Genomic DNA, 16,853 nt, shown 5'->3' with positions numbered 1-16,853 from the left:
ACGTAGATGTATGGATAAAAATATTTTTGGTGATAGATTAAGGCAGGAGCGAACACGCTTGGGTCTTACACAAGAAGCGTTCGCGGCAATTGGTGGCGTGAAAAAACTCGCACAGATTAACTATGAGCAAGGAAAGACGTTACCCGATGCCGGCTATATGGTTGCGCTGGCAGGTATTGGAGTCGACTTGTCTTATGTGATGCTTGGCGTGCCAGCCAGTAACACTTTGACTGACGATGAAAACGAGTTGTTAGCGGGATATCGGCGGCTAGATTTGCGAGGAAAGGCTCGTGTTCTTGGCGTTGTGGAAGGAATTGGAGAGCCAGCAGTAACGTCGCCGTCCAGAACAGTCGAACGCAACACACAAATGGTTTTCCATGGCAAAGTAGGCCAGCAAATTCATGGGGACATCACGGCTCCCCAAACGATCAACGTTGGTCGCAAAAAAAAATCACCTACGTAAAGCGCGGCGGAAAGATAGGCTATCGTTGGTATGGTCAGCAGTGAGATGGAAAGTTGCAGCTGTAGCTCCTTTGCTCTTTGCGTGCTGCTTGCAGCAGCATAGATGCGAAACGATGACGTCGATGGTCAACGAGGCTGTCAGAAATTCATGCTATTTCGAGGGGAAGGAATATACTGTTGGTGTCGTAATTGAAACGGCAATAGATATTAAATGTGAGTGTGCTGCTGCACCTTCTAATTACTTGCCGATTTGGATACGCTCTACATAAATTTTGTCATATTCTATTTCGATAGAAATCATAATTTAAGTATATTGATTTTTAATATATTTTACTTATTATAGAGAAATTATTTTTTAATATATATAATGAAAAAAATTGAATCGCCCACTGCTGCACGGAAAGTTAAATTGGTTGGCTCTAAATTATCTGAAAGTATCGGAGTTCAGAAGGTGCCACGGGTTGCAAGATCTATGGGGGCTGCGATTGGAAGTAAAGTTCCACCGATTTTAGCCAAGCAGCCTGTTAAAAAGAAAGTTGCTGCCACAGTTAAATCGGCATCACTAGATAAATTGTTGGATGCTCGAGTTAATTGTTACTCGATAATAGTTTCAAGTTCAATTAAGGATTATCTGGCTTTGGTGGATGACGCGTATAAAAATCGCGGCGGTGTAGAGGGGCAAAGAGAAAAACTACGTACAACCTCTGCAATACGCATTAGAAAAAGAATGGTTGAGGATATTGTTGGTGGCGCTGTACTTCCTCCAGTGGTGATAGGGATTGTTTTGCCAAAGGTGAAGTTCAAGAAGGTTGGGAGTTTGACTAGAAAGAGTTTGGATACACTTATAGATTCGCTTGAATCGGATCGTATTTCTATAATCGATGGAATGCAACGCACAACAGCATTAAGTGAGGCGCGAACTTCACACCAAACGATTGCGGCTCAGCAGATGAGAGTGGAATTTTGGATATCAGAGTCAACTAATAGCTTGATCTATCGTATGTTAGTTTTAAATACTGGACAAGTTCCTTGGAATCTCAGGAATCAAGTTGAGGTTGTATTTAAATCACTGATTATGGAAATTGGAGCGGCAGTAGATGCACTAACGGTGCTTTCGGATGGAGGTCGTCGCTCAGGCGGTGGTCAATTCCAGGCCAATGAACTTGTAGAGCTGTTTTTAGTATTTGGTGCCAGAAAAGAAAAAATTGATATTCGGGAGCGATTAGCTGATGAGTTTACGCGACTGGATTTCATGGAGGCGGCCTCCGATTCTAGTTTTACGAGTAATTTCTGTGATGCTCTTGGGATATTGGTAAAATTAGATGTAATTTTTGATACTTATAAGCCTACTCGACCAAAATCAAGTGATAAGAAAGTAGTTCGTTTTTCGATTGGCAGGGATCTATTCGCTAGTCAGCCGGCCTGTGTTGGCCTTGTGACTGCAGTAGCGACTGAAGTCGCGGGGCGGCCTGGAGTGGAGAGGTCAACAAGTGAGCAAAAAATACGTCTTTCTAAGATCGTAAGTAATATGGCTAAACTATGTGCTCGTCTTGAAAAGCTTTCGATGCCTGAATTAGGCCACTATCTGGGTTTTCAGACATTAAATGAAGCGATTTCGCGAGGACGTTCTAGCATGTCGGTAGGAGATATGGAGCGCGAGTTCTTCTTAAGAGCTTTCCAAGTATTAATTGAAGAAAATTTTGAACTTAAAGATCTCACACCTTGTTGGCGCGCGTATTGATAAAATATTATGGCTAATAGTATGATTGAGGTAAATAATAGGTTATTCGCAAGACTTTCTGATGTGGCCGGTGAAAAGTTGACTGTAGAGGAAGCAAAATTTCCGCGTGCTATTTCAACAGACAAGGATGGAAAAAATTGGCTTAAGAATGCAAAGGTTACGAAGATGCCGCACTTGGCCTTGGGGCCACGAGCCGAGTTCGCAATTGCAAATTTTGAGAAGCGTTTTTTTCTTGTTTGTGTCGGGATAGAAGTTAATCCTTGTAAAGGATCCGATTTGATTAAAATTTCTCCAAATTCTGGTGCTTTAACATTGTTTTTGGCGGATTTGGAGTTGCCTCTACTAGATAAGCCTGATTTACAATATGCGTTGCTTGAGCATATTTTTATTCCTCCTTTGGATAAGGCGGATAAATTTATAGCGATTGATGTTGAGTCGGTAAAGAAATTTTTTGCAAAGGTAGAGCTGTTTGAGATACGTAAAGACAGTGTTTTAATTTCTGAATATGGAATGGAATATCGTGTTGCTCTTGCTGCTTTGTTGGATGCTAGAGCCGCTCGGCCGTTAGATTGGAATGTCGATACTCTGGAGAGATTGGCGAAAATGGTGATGAATCCAGATGAAAAGGCGCCATTCCACTTATTATTTAGAATGCTAACTGAAAACAGAGGGGATTCTGCATTTTTAGATATCTATCGCTGTATTGAGCAATTATTTCCTTTGCCAAAAATTTCAATTCTATGTGGCGATCTCGGTATTGTACAATCAGAAATGGAAGTTGCGAAAAAGCTTGAATTGCATTTAGGGTGGCGGCGGTCAGAAATTGAATCTTTGACTCATCTAATGTCTGATGCCCCTAACGAAATTTTAGAGAAATTAAAAATTTGTTTAAATATTTCTGAAAATGGTTCTGATCTTGCAACTGTAATTGCTAAATCGATTTATGAACTCAGGAATCGTTCTGTTCATTTTCGTGCAATTCATGCGGATTCTTTAAGTAAAGCGCCTCCTGATTGGTTAGGTATTGTAGACGTATTATTGGAGTTTGTTGAGATATTATATTTCAAGAATTCTAAATCATTCAGTGAAATTAAATTAAATAAAATTGACCATGAAGCGAATATTCTTTTGCTGAAGTCAAGTTCAGATCGAAAAGAACACACGGCGTGAGCGTAGATAGATAATACTTCCATGTTGTTAGAACTACAGCTTTAAGAAGGTTTTCGATGGTCGTTGCTGTTTTCGTGGATAATGTCGCGCACTTCTTTGATACGATTCCAAGCATGCAGCGCCGCGCGCCTCGCGGCCTGCTTGCTCTTGTAAATATGTTCCAGCGTTTTTAGCATACCGGTGGCGCCGGCCATCTCCTGCCCCGCCTTTTTCTTCTTCGCCGCCACGTCCTTCCATTTTGCCACCACGCCCGTGATGCCTTCGTCCGGGTCTTTTTCTTCCTCGCGTTCTGCCTCGACCGCTTCCGTCTTTGTTTCAAACTCCACCCGCGTGGTAAAGCCGCTGCCGCCCAGGTTGTGCGTGACCTTGACCGATAACCATTCGGTGGCGTCGATCTCGGGCTTGAAGCCTTGGACGGTCACGGGCGATTGCGGGAACACGGCCGGGTTGCCCAGGGCCAGGCTCATTTCAAAGGTGGCCAGGCCGCGCAGGATGCGCTGCCATTCGGCCACGGCCGCCGCGCGCGCGTCCGTTTCGTTGGCGAAGGCAGTGCGCAGGCGCTTGCTGTTGCCGGGCACGCCGGCCACCACGCTGCGGCGGCGCGCATAGCGCTCGTCGTGCCAGAAGGCGCGCACGCCCGTGTAGGCGTCGCTTTCCGCGCTGTGGTAGCGGTGGCCGTCGCCCAGGGCGCGCGTGATGGGGATGACGGGCAGCGCCTTGCCGCTGGCCGTGCGGCTCTGGTTGATGGGGATGAAGAGCAGGGTATCGTTCTTAACGGTGGCCACCGCGTCGTATTTCCGGCCCAGCCGGCGCAGGAAGGCCGCATCGCTTTCGTGGGTCTGGTCGATGTGCTCGATGGCGGTGTCGCGCAGGCGCGCCGACACGCCCGACGCCAGCTCGTTGCGAAAGGCGATGGCCTCGATGATGGCGCCCAGGGTAGTCTTGTGAAAGCTGTGTTCCTGCTGCTGTTTGAAGGTGTCGATCAGGTTGGCCGACCTGGCGCGCAGGGTGATGGTGTCGGGCGCGCCGCTGTGTTCCACCTCGTCGACGGTGAACTTGCCCATGTCCACCAGGCCGGACGCTTGCCAGCCCAGCGCAAGGGCGATCTGGGCGCCGCGCGGGGGCAGGGCCAGCTTGCCGTCGCTGTCGTCCAGGGAAATGTCGAGCTGGTCGCTCTCGTCGCTACGGCACAGGGTCAAGGTCAGATTAATCAGCCGCGGCGAGACGATGGCCGTCAAATCCTTGTCCTCGATGCTGACCTTGAAGGCGGGGATATGCTCGCTCATTTGAACTTGTCCGCCGCGCTGCCGATGGCGCCGCTGATGCTGGCACCGATCTTGTCTTTCATGTCGCTGACCACGCCGCCGTATTTCGACGTGATGCCGCCGACCACATTGCCCACCACGCTGCCCACGGCATTCTTGGCCGCGCCGGCCTCGCCGGTTTCAAGCTGCAGCCCGGTCAGGTTGAGGCGCGGTTCCCACAGGCGGATGGCGTAGGCGGTGGCGGCATAAATGCGCAGCACCGTGGCGCTGTTCAGGGGCTGGTCGATCAGTTCGGGCACTTCCGAGCCATAGCGGCGGCGCATCAGGCGCGAGCCGATAGGCGTGGTCAGGATATCGCTGACGGACTGCAGGATATGCGCCAGCCCGGACAGGGGGCGGCCAGTGGCGGCGTGCATGCCCAGCATCACAGCGGCCCGCCCGACTTGTCGCCGCCGGCCTTGACGCCGCCGTGCGGATGCTTGGCCAGGCTGATGGCGCCGGCCAGCACGTCCTCGCTGGCTTTGATCGTGCCTTGCACGGCCATGGCCACGCCGCCAGCGGCGCCGACCTTGGCGTTCACGCCGCCGTTCAGCGCGGTGGCGCCGTTGACGATCAGGTTTTTCATGACGGTCAGGTCTCCCGTGCAAATGGTGCTGGGAGCGTTCGACGTCACCTTGTCGGCGGTGACGGTGGCGGTGCCGCCTGGCAAGGTGGCCGTCAGGGCATGGGTCGCGTGGTCGTACTGCACGACGGCGCCGTCAGGGTAGTGCGTGGTGTGGATGCTGTCGCTGGTTTCGGGCGCGTCAAATGCCTGCGAGTACAGCGCGGGCACGATGATGCCGCGCGTCAGGTCGCCACCGGGGGAAAAGACAATCACTTGTTCGCCGACAGTCGGCGCCGACCAGGTACGGGTGCTGCCGGCGCGCCGTGTGGCCCATTTAAGCCATTCGGTGGTGAGAGTCGGGCCGAGCCGCACGCGCGCCTTGGCTCCTTTGACCTCGGCGATGGTGCCCAGGCGGATCAGGTTTTGCAGCAAGCGGAGGAGGTCGGACAGGTCGGCGTTCATGCAGTGCATGTTGCCGCACTCCGCGTGCGGATGCACGCGGGGACGGGTTGATAAGCTGATTAGTGCCTACAGCTATCGATAATGCAGTGATTTAGACAGTGGGCAAATAAATCGGAATTATTCGTTGACCCTGTGTAAAGCCAGGTTAGATTTTATATCTATCCAGACTAGTGGTATCTCCCTGATTTAATGCATATTCGGCAAAGGATGTTTTAGGTTGAGAAACTCATCCAAACTGATTACGTTAGTCTCTATTCCGAAATATTTATAAACCACTTTTGTTTTTGATAGAAATCTATCGTCACCTGAAACAAGGTAGTCTGTCGATGCAGCATAGATCGCGTGGGTCACATCATGCATTCGTGATCTGGATTTTGAAACTTTCTCTGGTTTGTAGCGAATTTCCTCAAGAAAATTAAATGCCATTTCTAAGGTTCTCTCAAGTAATTGATGAGACGTTGAAATGTAAGGCCAACGAAATTCAGTTACTCTTGCTTTTCGTGCTGATATTGCTGCCAACAAGTCAAAATGTAACTTTAATTCTAAATCCTTTCCATAATGTGTTTCATTTAGGAAATTTATGGGGAGATTGGAAATTCTATTGGCAATTTTTCCGGTAGGATCGAGATCCTTGCATTTCTGTAAAAACGCTTCCTCCATTATTTCAATGTTCTCATTTAGATCATAATTTATCATGACCCTTTTGATACACTCGATTGGATTTTCTCGGATAAAGGTGGTGCATTTTTCTCTTTGAGGTGCCAAAGCTAGATTATTTGTTAGTTCGGATAAACTATTTAATTTTTCACTTCCCAGTGTTAATACAGAATCTAAGGGTTTTTTATCTTTGTGATTTTGCATAATTGGGACAGCTATCTCTTCTAGATGTGCTGGACTATATGGAAAATCACAATAGCCCTTCATTAAGTCAATTTTTTCACAAAGAGGTATATTTGACTTATCAAAATAATATGCAACTAAATTATAGTCGAGATATATTTTATTTTTTGATGACATTTTTTAAACTTTAAAAGGAAATTATTTTTTGATATTCATGCGCCACCAATAAGATATTTTATTGATTGGCAATATAATTTTGACATCATTGGTGTGATGGATTAGTTATGCAATTCTTCAAAATTCCCTGAAATTTTTTTATTGATTCGATCTAATTTGTAAAAAATGCATAGAAGGATTCAAAGGGAGATTGGCCATGGCAATCATTGGACATTTATTTGTGTTTGCTATGGTTTAATCAACGTAATTTCCGGATATTAGCGGAAATTCGCACAGCTGTACCGTAAATGATAACTTTTTTCCATTTGAAGTTCCAATCAATCTTTCTTAGAACTGTTCCATATGATGCAGTAGGGATGCACGGATCAATGTTCGATCCGCTTCATTTAACCCCAAGAGCGGGCGGGCCGGGTAGCTGTATTTGGGACCCCGCTTTGTGACGTTTTCTGTCAAGCCCTCATGATGTACGCGGGCGATGGACATCACTTTACCTACAAAGCCGACAGTCAGCTGGCTAGGATCTGCATGCACTTTGAGATATTCCGCCGTGCGGATTTTGTTGAACATCGCCGCCTTCTGCCGCTTGATCCGCCCATTCTTCTCCTTGAATTCTTTGCGCTTCTTGCGCGCAGTGTAGGGCGCGCCGTCCGGCCCTTGCTGCGCCTTGATGCGCTGCGCCTGACTGCGGCGCAGGTCGATGGCCACCTTGTGATTGATGGCGCGGCGCTGGGCCGGTTGCAGCTTAGCCAGCAGGGCACCGGCCCAGGCTTCCAGGGCATGCAGGTTGTCGCTCATGCTGTGGCCTCGGGCGTGCGCCATTCGGCCATCAGTTTCTCGCCGGCGTACAGTTTCCAGAACTCGTCTGCATACGCGGGCATGTGCTGTATCTCGGCCAGGTGTTTGATGTCGAGGCGGCCCGCTTCGCCGGTCTTGACCGCGACGCGCTCGGTCAAGTCCAGCTTGATGGAAATGTCGACTGTTTCATGGTTATTAAAGTCCACCTCGAAGGCGATGCCGTGCTTGCGCGTTTCTTCGTTTGCCATCAGATCGAGCTGGTGGACTTTGAGCCAGGCGATCAGGGCCACCATGATGGCATCCGCGTCGCCGGCGTAGTCGGTGACGATCAGGTTGAGCTTGAAGCGGTATTCGAAGGAGAGGGAGGCGGTGGCCGACGCCACCACGTTGCCCTCGTCGGCGAAGACCAGCAGACGGTCGGGATCGCACTGCAGGTCGGGGATGGCGGCGGCCAGGTGCTGGCGCAGGCTATTCGGTTTGTACATGGTAGGAGTCGCGGATATGGTTGTAGGCGTCGATACAGGCGTTCAGCTGGCGGGTGGCGTCGTCGCCGTCGCCGGCAATGGCGTCAAGAGCTGCCGCAGTCACTGGCTCAAGTTCGGCGCGCGCTTCAATCCGATGGCCGACGGCAGCGGTGGAATTTGCACCTGCGGCGCACTGGCCACTGGCGACGGGGATTGACAAGCGCACAGCGCCGCTGCGCACATCAAGATTGAAACGGTCGCGCTCGGTTTTCGCATGGGTTTGCTCCTGGGTGAGGTGGTCGGCGCGCTGCGTCAGGGCGGCGCCGGCGGCGCGCTCCAGCGTGAGCACGCGGGCGGTGGCCTGGGCCAGTTCGGTGGCGGCGGTGGATGTTTGGATAGCGGCCGCCCGCTGCAGTGCTGCGATGACGGCATCCTTGCGCCAGCCCTGCGCCGTCCAGCCCGCGATGGCGCCGCACAGGAGAACAGCGGCCAGCGGGCGCCAGGTGGTCGCGGTCACATGGCCACCCGTTCCTTGATCCAGCCGAACAGAAAACGGCGCTGGGTCTTGTTGGCTTCGGTGATTTCCAGATAGCGCGCCGCTTGCAAGCCGTTCAGGGCGCGCAGCAGCACGGTGGCGCCGTCCTGGCCGCGCCATTTCAAGAAGGATGCCAGCGCGCCCAGTGACTGTTCGCCCAGGCGGCCGTCAACGAACAGGGCCGGATAGCGCGCGCCCGTGTCGTTGAAACCGTTCAGCCAGCGCTGCAAGAACTCGGCCGCGCGGTGTGGTCCCATGTTCACGCCCGTGTCGATCATTTCGGCGCCGATGCCGGCATGGATGGCCAGCACCTGGTCGAACTTCGGTTCCGTGATGTAGCGGGCCGTGTAGATGGCGCGCGCCACCGTCACGGGCATATCGCGCATCGGCCCCGCGTAGCCATTCGCGCGGGCCACGGCCACGGTGATGCCGTAATTGGTTTCGCCGCCCTTGTCTTGCGGGTCGTTCACATAGCCGCCTTCGGCGCGCAGGATGGCGTCGATGACGCGTGCGATCAGGGAATTATCGGTGGTGGCCATCAGTGTTCCTTTGCGTCTTTGACCAGTTCGGCAATGTCCTTGTCGCTGCGGCGCTGGAACCACAGGGCCACCGCGCGCGAAACCCACCAGCCGGGCGCGCCGACGATCAGGTCGATGGCGGAGGCGTTGACCATGGCGCCGATGCTGGGCAGTTGCGCGCATAGCAGCTGGTACACGGTGCCGCCCAGCAGGCACGAGAACACGCCCGCGCAAGCCAGACGGGCGACGAATTCGCCCTTGTTGAAGGTGCCGTCGGCATTCAGCGGCGGCAGTACGATGTACAGCATGGCCGCGCCGACCATGCCCAGCGCCGCCTTGAAGCCGTACAGTTTGACCAGGGTGGCGAAACCACCAAACGATTCTGCGGACATTGCTTGATACTCCGAGGTGAGGGGTGAGAGATTTTTCATGATGGATAAAGGGTGGATTGCTGCGTTAATCCCATAGCTGCACGATGTCCGCGGCCACCTGGCCCGCGCTGGGCGCCGGCTCGGGCAGGGTGACGATCAGGCCGGCCGGCAGCACGGCGCCGTGGCGCGCCAGCGCGGGATTCATTTCCAGGGTTTGCTCGACGTATCCCGCGCCGTCGCTCAGGTAGCGCCACACCAGGGCGTCCACCGTGTCGTGCTGCTGCGTGCGCACCTGCATCAGATCAATTCCACGGTGAGATGCGTGCGGCCGACCATATCGGCGATGGCCCATTGCGCATTGCGCCGCTGCGCGCCGGGCGCTTCGTCCAGCCATTCCATGCTTTTCTTGTCGCTGACGGACGTGGCCGTGCTGTCGTAGTCGCGGTAACGCTCGATCAGATCGGCCTTCGCCGTGCTGTAGACGGCGCGCCGGTACTGCGCCAGCAAGCGGGACTCGCGGTTGATACGCGCGGCAGGCACGTCCACCAGGGCGGCGATACCTGCTTGCGCATGCGCGGCCTGCCAGTCGGCCAGCTCGCGGTTGACGTGCAGGATGGCGTCGACCACGGCTTGCACCAGGCGCGCGTCGGTGACGGTGCCATCCAGGCGCATGGCGTCGCGCATATCGGTGAGCAGGATGTCGGGAAACCAGCCGTCGTTCTCGATGGTGCCGGCGGCCGGTGCTGGCTGCGCCGGGGTGGCGCCGGGTGGGATGGACGGGGGCAGGGCCATGAAGGACATACGGGGCGCTTTCAAAAAGTGGGCGGTGGACGGGGTTCATCAGGCCGAGATTGTTGCCAATGCGTTGACCAGAATCCCCCCGTGCCGCCGTGCTGCGGGGGATGCCCTTTACGTGGAACCGGCCGCGCGCTTGAGGCGCCGTTCCAGCCGTTCCATATCTTTCTTGACGCCGCACGACTCGGACAGGGCGCGCGCACGTTTCAACTGGGCCATGGCCGTTTCCGCCTGCGCCACCAGCGCCGGGGCGATGTCCGTGTCGTCGGCCTTGTCCAGCACGGCGATCATGGCCAGGCCGATGGCCTTGTGCAGCTTGGCGCGCGCCTGGTCGGGCGCGTCATTGGCGGCCGTCAACTGTTCCACGCGGCCCAGCACCTGGGCAGCATGCTGCGGATCGGCGGCCAGCTTGCCGTGCAGGTAACCTTCGGCGAACTCGTCCAGCATCAGGGTGGCGATATCGCGGCTGTAGGTGTCGGGCAGGGTGAACTTATGCTCCAGGGCGTAGGCGGCCATGACCAGGGCGCGCTCGTACTCGCCCGTGTCGATGTGCCACACCAGCAGGGTGGCGAAGACGTCATCCTGCGCACCCTTGCCGCCAGCCAGCACGCCGTCGATCCACTGCGCGTAATCGGGCAACAAAATGGCCTTGACCTCGATCTTGCGTTCGACCGACTGGATGGATTTCAGGCGCCGACGGTCGTCGGTCAGCTTGTAGAGCATCATTTCGTAGGCCGTGCCGGTGGTGACGCCTTGCGGCGCGGCGGCGCCGGCCGTGCGCTCGGCCAGCATGCGCGCGCGGTGGCGCAGGGCGGGGGATTGGCTCGCCATCACTTGTCTTTCAGCTCGATGTTTTCCACCAGCGCGGCCAGGCCCAGGTCTTCGATCACGTAGGCGTCATTCGACGACTCGTAATTCTCGATGCGGTCGCGCTTGGGCACGTCCTCGACGCGGCGGCGGCGCGCGCCTTCCTGGAAGTAGATCGACAGATTGTCGAAACGCGTAATCAGGATCGCGTTGTCTGGGAAGAAGGGCACGCGCGCCGCCGGCAAGCCGCCGATGCGTTTCTGGCTGATGATGATGTCGGCCGCCAGGGTTTCCGTGGGTGCCTGCTTGGTGTTGACCAGCGGGAAATACTTGTCGTTCAACAGCTTGCGCCCGACGATGGCCACCAGATTGGTGTCTTCCTGATACCACGGGTCCAGCAGGTTGACGGCATCGGTGACGGCCGCGTCGAGGTTGGCATAGTCGGCGCCGTCCACGTCGCCGATGACCACCTTGCCCGGCATGCCGTTGGCGACCAGGCCCAGCACGCGCTCGGGCGCCAGTTCACGCAGGTGCTGCAGCCAGCCTTTATTGACGTCCTGCAGCAGCGGATTGGCGTCCAGATCGGTGTCGGCCATAGCTTTGACTCCATTGAAGCCGATGACGATGCGGTCGAGTGCCTGGCGCGTCAGGATGGCATTGGCCACGCGCGATTGGAAGTCGGGGAACTTGGCCCAGGCGTCCAGCTTGGCATAGTTCAGATGCGTGTCGAAGTTGGTTTGCTCGCAGCGGTATTTGGTGCCGTCCAGGGTGGACAGGTCGCGCGTCTTGCGCTCCTTGTCCTTGGTGTTGGTGCGGCCGGCAATCGGGCCGGATACGCCCAGGCCCAGCTTTTCGCCTTCCTGCTCGGTCACGCCGATGATGTTCACTTTCGACAGGAACTCGCTCGATTCCTGCATCTTCGTTTCCAGCTTTTGCTGCACGCTGGGCGTGACGCTGAAGGTCTTGGCCACGTTGTCCGTGTCGTTCAGCTGGCCCAGGCGGGTTTCATATTGGCCAAAGACCTGGCGCGTTTGCTTTTTCATAAATCATTGCTCCGTTGTTGAATGGGGTGTTGGTGGATGGCGCGGGCGCTTAAAACTCGGTCTGCACGGCGCCGTCGTTGCCGGTCGCGGCCGGGCGGCGCGGGCCGTTGCCGGGGGCTTCGTCCATCTGCGCCTTGAAGGTGGCCAGCTCGTCCTGGGTCGCTTTCTGCGCTTTTTCCGCGGCATCGAGGCGCTTGAGTGCGTCGGCATAGTTGTCGTTGGCGGTGACGACGTGGCCGGCCAGCGCCTGCACGGCTTCGCTGATGTCGGCGAACTGCGCCGCGTCGGTGCCGGATTTATGCGAAAAGCGCGACAACAGGTTTTTCACGGCGTCGGCCAGCTTGATGCCCTGCTCTTCAAACTCCAGCGTCACCTCGACGGCGGAGGTGAACAGGTTGGTGCTTTGCAGCTTGCGGCTGGCGGAGAATTGCAGCGCTTCGGTGCCCAGGCTGGCGGGGCTGTCGGTGACGCCCAGGCCGACCAGGTAGGGCTGCGACGAGTCGGCAAAATCGGGCTGGATTTCCAGGCTGGTATAGAGCTTCTGTTTCGCCTTGTTGATGGCCACCAGTTCCGGCGTGGGTTCGATCTGCGCGAACAGGGCCAGTTTCTTGCCGCTGTCGGTGTCGACTTCCTCGGCCTTGACGGCGATCACGTCGCCGTAAGCCTTGAACTGGCTGTCGGGCAGGATGCCGCGAATGTGCTCGAGCCAGATGCGCGCGCCGTAGGTTTTCGGGTTGTAGGTGGCGGCGATCTGCTCGATGGTGGCGCGGTCGATGTTGCGGCCGTCCGTGGTGGCGCCTTCGGTGGCGACGCGGAAGAATTTCGATTTGGACATGGTGGGCGTTCTCGGTTGATCGGATAACGCCATGGTCAACGTCTTGGCGCTGCGATTCAATGCGGTGCGGGTTGCTATGGGCCATAGCGACTTTTGCCTTCCCCCGCTCCGCGCGCGCGGCCTACGCTGGCGGCATGCTGACAATCGAGAAAACAAGCGAACAAACCGTCGATGGAATCATCGGCGAACTGGCCGTGCCCGAATCCGAGCCGCGCCGCGCCGCGCGCGCCCTGTACTGGAAGGGCTGGCGCATTTCGTCCATCGCCCGTCACCTGGGGCTCAAGCGCAGCACCATCAATAGCTGGAAAGAGCGCGACGAATGGGACAAGGCCCAAGCCATCGAGCACGTGGAAGCGTCGGCTGAGCTGCGCCTGGTGAAGCTGATCGAAAAAGAGGTCAAGAGCGGTAGCGACTACAAGGAAATCGACTTGCTGGCACGCACCATCGTGCAGATGGCGCGCGTGCGCCGCTATGAGCAGCCGGGCGGCAACGAGGTCGATCTCAACCCCAAGCTGGCGAACCGCAATGCGGGACCGAAGAAGAAGCCGACCCGCAACGACTTCAGCGAAGAACAGAAAATCCAGCTGCTCGACGCCTTTCAGGACTCGCTCTTCGACTATCAAAAGGTCTGGTATCGCAACGGCGACCAGCGCACGCGCGCCATCCTCAAGTCCCGCCAGATCGGCGCCACCTGGTATTTTGCGCGCGAGGCGCTGGCCGACGCGATGCAGACGGGCCGCAACCAGATCTTCCTGTCCGCGTCGAAGTCGCAAGCCCACGTCTTCAAGCAATACATCGTGCAATTCGCGCGCGAGGCGGCCGGCATCGAGCTGACGGGCGACCCCATCGTGCTGCCGAACGGCGCGCATCTGTATTTCCTGGGCACGAATGCGCGCACGGCGCAGGGTTACCACGGCAATTTCTACTTCGATGAATTCTTCTGGACGCAGAATTTCCAGGAGTTGAACAAGGTGGCCTCGGGCATGGCCATCCATAAGAAGTGGCGCAAGAACTATTTTTCCACGCCGTCCTCGACCACGCACCAGGCTTACCCGTTCTGGATGGGCGAGCTGTTCAACAAGCGCCGCGCCAAGGCGGACCAGGTCAATATCGACGTGAGCCATGGCCGCCTCTCGTCGGGCTACACGGGCGAGGACAAGATCTGGCGCCAGATCGTCACCATCCTCGACGCCGAGCGCGGCGGCTGCAACCTGTTCGACATCGACGAGCTGCGCAACTTCGAATACAGCCCGGACCAGTTCGACAACCTGCTGATGTGCAATTTTATTGACGACTCGGCCTCGGTGTTTCCGCTGGCCGAGCTGCAGCGCTGCATGGTCGATTCCTGGGTCGAGTGGGACGACTACAAGCCGTTGCTGGGCCTGCGCCCGTTCGGCAACCGGCCCGTGTGGATCGGCTACGACCCAGCCTTGAACGGCGACAGCGCCGGTTGTGTTGTGCTGGCCCCGCCCATGACGGCCGGCGGCAAGTTCCGCATCCTGGAGCGTCACCAGTGGCGCGGCCAGGACTTCAAGGACCACGCCGAGGCCATTCGCCAGATGACCCAGCGCTACAACGTCGAATACATCGGCATCGACACAACCGGCATGGGCATCGGCGTTTCCCCCATCGTACGCCAGTTCTTCCCGGCTGCGACGGCGATCAACTACTCGCCCGAAGTCAAAACCCGCATGGTCTTGAAGGCCAAAAACATCATCAGCAAAGTCCGCCTGGAGTTTGACGCCGGTTGGACGGACATCGCGCAATCGTTCATGGCCATCCGCAAGACCCTCACCCCCAGCGGGCGGCACGTGACCTATGTCGCCGGCCGCAGCGATGAAACCGGCCACGCCGACCTGGCGTGGGCCTGCATGCACGCCCTCGATCACGAGCCCTTCGAAGGCACTACTGAAAACAACCACTCTTTCATGGAGATTTATTCTTGAGCAAAGCACGACACTTGCGCGCGCGCGGCCAACAGGCGCAGAGCGAACCACCAGCGGCCACGGCACCGGCCGCCGCCGGCATCGAGGCGTTTTCCTTCGGCGACCCGACGCCCGTGCTCGAGCACGCCGACATTCTCGATTGCTTCGAGTGCTGGAAGAACGGCCACTGGTATGAGCCGCCCGTCAACCTGGCCGGCCTGGCCAAGTCCTTCAATGCCGGCGTGCACCACAGCAGCGCCATCCACTTCAAGGCCAACGTGCTGGCGTCGACGCTGATCCCCAGCAAGTACCTGTCGCGCGACGCCTTTAAGCGCATGGCCCTGGACTTCCTGACCTTCGGCAATGCCTATCTGGAAGACCGCCCCAGCCGCAGCGGCAAGGCGCTGGCTTACCAGCATGCGCTGGCCAAGTACATGCGGCGCGGCGTCGATCTGGATACCTATTATTTCGTGAACGGCTACCAGGCCGTGCACCAGTTCGACAAGGGCCGCGTGTTTCACCTGATGGAGCCGGACGTCAACCAAGAGCTGTATGGCGTGCCGCAGTACCTGAGCGCCTTGCAATCGGCCTGGCTCAACGAGGCGGCCACCTTGTTCCGCCGCAAGTACTACAAGAACGGCTCGCACGCCGGTTTCGTGTTCTACATGACGGACGCGGCCGCCAACACGCAGGACGTGGACAACCTGCGCCAGGCCATGCGCGACAGCAAGGGGCCGGGCAACTTCCGCAACCTGTTCATGTATGCGCCGAACGGCAAGAAGGACGGCATCCAGATTCTGCCGGTGTCGGACGTGGCCGCGAAAGACGAGTTTTTCAACATCAAGAGCGTCACGCGCGACGACCAGCTGGCCGCGCACCGCGTGCCGCCGCAGCTGATGGGCATCCTGCCGAACAATGCCGGCGGCTTCGGCGCCGTGGAACCTGCCGCGCGCGTGTTCGCCCGCAATGAGCTGGTGCCGCTCCAGGCGCAGTTCGAAGCGATCAACGAGTGGGCCGGCGTGGAAGTGGTGCGTTTCGCCCCGTATGACCTGGCCACGGGCGGGGAGGGCACGCAATGAGCGATCACGTCGACAACACCGACAAGATCATCTTTGCCGAAGTCGCGCGCGGCCTGGCCGCCGTGCGTCGCCGGCCCGCCCTGGTAGCGCATGGCTGCTGCCACTACTGCGACGAGGCGCTGGCGCCCGCGCTGCTGTTCTGCGATGTGGATTGCCGCGACGGCTACGACAAGGAGCAGGCGGCTAAGGCCCGCGCCGGCCGCCCAGGATGAGCGCCACGCCGCGATAGTCGGTAGGGCAGGGCTGCGACAGCCCAGCCACGCCAGCGCTTCCTAGTCACCGCACAAGCCGCCCACGAGGCGGATTTTTCACGTCTAGACGATTGATGTTGCTGTCGATGCAAGAAAAAAGCCCATTTCGGCCCGGCGCGCGCAGTTGTCCCCCCTCCACACCTGCCCGCTATATAGGGGTCTTTTGACTCAAATTTGCGCCATTGCCGAAGGCGCATGAGGACTGGCGCGGCGGGGCGAAGGGGGGGGGCATGCGATTTGACGCATTTTGACGCACTTTGAGCGTTTTTTCGTGCGGGTGGTGCGACGGCGTGAGAATGGCATTTTTTTGCGTTGGCAGGGATGTATTGTAGCCCTACGGACCGTCTCCATTTTTGATTCACTGACCGTGCAGAAGTAGTAGAGCGTACCGAGAACTACAGCGTCGAGTCAATTGGTGAGCAACTGCGGGGCCACCAACTTGTTCATGCCTGCCACCCGGTGGCTGGGTTGGCGTTAGCGTGGGAGCCGCTGGTGATCATCAGCAAACGGTGCAGCGCGCCGGCGCTGCCCTGGTGGGGATGATCGTCATTCGTTCCGAGCAATTTCCGGGCATCTACCAAAATGACGTGTAGTCCGTCGTTGTTTTTCGTCAGCGCGAGCAAAAATTTCTACGATAAGAGGTAGTTGGTAAATCGATAAGTCTGGGGTAGTCTGTTGATTATCGGCTAACTAGAGTTCGGCTGATGACGTGCG

The 16,853-nt window shown here is 56.8% G+C and carries 20 protein-coding genes; 6 read left to right on the top strand and 14 right to left on the bottom strand.

Features of this window, described 5'->3' with window-relative positions; genetic code table 11:
* The first annotated feature begins 10 nt into the window (after positions 1 to 10).
* The 3 genes from VPH41_RS19050 (at position 11) to VPH41_RS19040 (ending at position 3,373) form a co-directional block, all read left to right on the top strand.
* Positions 11 to 463: a helix-turn-helix domain-containing protein gene (locus tag VPH41_RS19050; protein WP_328571140.1), complete on the top strand. Its 453-nt coding sequence runs from the start codon at positions 11 to 13 to the stop codon at positions 461 to 463.
* 366 nt (positions 464 to 829) lie between these two features.
* Positions 830 to 2,203 (top strand): hypothetical protein, encoded by a 1,374-nt coding sequence (locus VPH41_RS19045; RefSeq protein ID WP_328571139.1) that lies wholly within the window; start codon positions 830 to 832, stop codon positions 2,201 to 2,203.
* A gap of 9 nt (positions 2,204 to 2,212) precedes the next feature.
* A complete protein-coding gene (locus tag VPH41_RS19040) occupies positions 2,213 to 3,373 on the top strand; it encodes a hypothetical protein (protein WP_328571138.1) in 1,161 nt (386 codons plus the stop codon).
* A 41-nt stretch (positions 3,374 to 3,414) separates the two neighbouring features.
* On the opposite strand, the gene VPH41_RS19035 is transcribed toward VPH41_RS19040, so the two are convergent.
* The 14 genes from VPH41_RS19035 to VPH41_RS18970 all read right to left on the bottom strand — a co-directional run bounded on the left by VPH41_RS19035 (position 3,415) and on the right by VPH41_RS18970 (position 12,884).
* On the bottom strand, positions 3,415 to 4,659 hold the full coding sequence (locus tag VPH41_RS19035; RefSeq protein WP_328571137.1) for a phage late control D family protein: 1,245 nt from the start codon (positions 4,657 to 4,659) through the stop codon (positions 3,415 to 3,417).
* Positions 4,656 to 5,054, bottom strand: a complete 399-nt coding sequence (locus tag VPH41_RS19030; RefSeq protein WP_442906291.1) for a GPW/gp25 family protein — start codon at positions 5,052 to 5,054, stop codon at positions 4,656 to 4,658. Before VPH41_RS19030 ends, VPH41_RS19035 begins: the two co-directional genes overlap by 4 nt.
* A gap of 8 nt (positions 5,055 to 5,062) precedes the next feature.
* Positions 5,063 to 5,713 (bottom strand): phage baseplate assembly protein V, encoded by a 651-nt coding sequence (locus VPH41_RS19025; protein WP_328571135.1) that lies wholly within the window; start codon positions 5,711 to 5,713, stop codon positions 5,063 to 5,065.
* A 177-nt stretch (positions 5,714 to 5,890) separates the two neighbouring features.
* A complete protein-coding gene (locus VPH41_RS19020) occupies positions 5,891 to 6,721 on the bottom strand; it encodes a hypothetical protein (RefSeq protein WP_328571134.1) in 831 nt (276 codons plus the stop codon).
* Positions 6,722 to 7,048: 327 nt separating this feature from the next.
* The gene (locus VPH41_RS19015) at positions 7,049 to 7,516 is read right to left on the bottom strand and encodes a phage virion morphogenesis protein (protein ID WP_328571133.1); all 468 of its coding nucleotides are present in this window, start codon (positions 7,514 to 7,516) and stop codon (positions 7,049 to 7,051) included.
* Entirely contained in the window at positions 7,513 to 8,001 is a 489-nt protein-coding gene (locus VPH41_RS19010; protein WP_328571132.1) for a phage tail protein, read from the bottom strand. Before VPH41_RS19010 ends, VPH41_RS19015 begins: the two co-directional genes overlap by 4 nt.
* Positions 7,985 to 8,497, bottom strand: a complete 513-nt coding sequence (locus tag VPH41_RS19005; RefSeq protein ID WP_328571131.1) for a lysis system i-spanin subunit Rz — start codon at positions 8,495 to 8,497, stop codon at positions 7,985 to 7,987. Before VPH41_RS19005 ends, VPH41_RS19010 begins: the two co-directional genes overlap by 17 nt.
* Positions 8,494 to 9,054, bottom strand: coding sequence for a glycoside hydrolase family 108 protein (locus tag VPH41_RS19000; protein WP_328571130.1), 561 nt, complete (start codon positions 9,052 to 9,054; stop codon positions 8,494 to 8,496). Before VPH41_RS19000 ends, VPH41_RS19005 begins: the two co-directional genes overlap by 4 nt.
* Positions 9,054 to 9,425, bottom strand: coding sequence for a hypothetical protein (locus VPH41_RS18995; protein WP_282406127.1), 372 nt, complete (start codon positions 9,423 to 9,425; stop codon positions 9,054 to 9,056). Before VPH41_RS18995 ends, VPH41_RS19000 begins: the two co-directional genes overlap by 1 nt.
* Before the next feature lie 64 nt (positions 9,426 to 9,489).
* Positions 9,490 to 9,702, bottom strand: coding sequence for a tail protein X (locus tag VPH41_RS18990; RefSeq protein ID WP_328571129.1), 213 nt, complete (start codon positions 9,700 to 9,702; stop codon positions 9,490 to 9,492).
* Positions 9,702 to 10,205 (bottom strand): head completion/stabilization protein, encoded by a 504-nt coding sequence (locus tag VPH41_RS18985; protein ID WP_442906290.1) that lies wholly within the window; start codon positions 10,203 to 10,205, stop codon positions 9,702 to 9,704. The genes VPH41_RS18990 and VPH41_RS18985 overlap by 1 nt, the downstream gene beginning before the upstream one ends.
* 108 nt (positions 10,206 to 10,313) lie before the next feature.
* Positions 10,314 to 11,030, bottom strand: coding sequence for a phage terminase small subunit (gene gpM, locus VPH41_RS18980; RefSeq protein ID WP_328571128.1), 717 nt, complete (start codon positions 11,028 to 11,030; stop codon positions 10,314 to 10,316).
* Complete coding sequence (locus VPH41_RS18975; protein ID WP_328571127.1) at positions 11,030 to 12,049, bottom strand: phage major capsid protein, P2 family; 1,020 nt, start codon at positions 12,047 to 12,049, stop codon at positions 11,030 to 11,032. The genes gpM and VPH41_RS18975 overlap by 1 nt, the downstream gene beginning before the upstream one ends.
* Before the next feature lie 49 nt (positions 12,050 to 12,098).
* Positions 12,099 to 12,884 (bottom strand): GPO family capsid scaffolding protein, encoded by a 786-nt coding sequence (locus VPH41_RS18970; protein ID WP_328571126.1) that lies wholly within the window; start codon positions 12,882 to 12,884, stop codon positions 12,099 to 12,101.
* Positions 12,885 to 13,018: 134 nt separating this feature from the next.
* On the opposite strand from VPH41_RS18970, the gene VPH41_RS18965 reads away from it, so the two are divergent.
* Genes VPH41_RS18965 through VPH41_RS18955 form a run of 3 tightly spaced genes read left to right on the top strand, consistent with a single transcriptional unit; the run spans position 13,019 to position 16,100 of the window.
* The gene (locus tag VPH41_RS18965; RefSeq protein ID WP_328571125.1) at positions 13,019 to 14,830 is read left to right on the top strand and encodes a terminase ATPase subunit family protein; all 1,812 of its coding nucleotides are present in this window, start codon (positions 13,019 to 13,021) and stop codon (positions 14,828 to 14,830) included.
* Positions 14,827 to 15,888 (top strand): phage portal protein, encoded by a 1,062-nt coding sequence (locus tag VPH41_RS18960; protein ID WP_328571124.1) that lies wholly within the window; start codon positions 14,827 to 14,829, stop codon positions 15,886 to 15,888. The genes VPH41_RS18965 and VPH41_RS18960 overlap by 4 nt, the downstream gene beginning before the upstream one ends.
* Positions 15,885 to 16,100, top strand: a complete 216-nt coding sequence (locus VPH41_RS18955; RefSeq protein WP_328571123.1) for a hypothetical protein — start codon at positions 15,885 to 15,887, stop codon at positions 16,098 to 16,100. The genes VPH41_RS18960 and VPH41_RS18955 overlap by 4 nt, the downstream gene beginning before the upstream one ends.
* Positions 16,101 to 16,853 lie beyond the last annotated feature (753 nt).

Source organism: Janthinobacterium sp. P210006, assembly GCF_036231885.1.
Taxonomy (GTDB): domain Bacteria; phylum Pseudomonadota; class Gammaproteobacteria; order Burkholderiales; family Burkholderiaceae_D; genus Janthinobacterium; species Janthinobacterium violaceinigrum.
The sequence above is the reverse complement of the archived record's forward strand: the minus strand, read 5'-3'. Positions and strand labels throughout refer to the sequence as shown.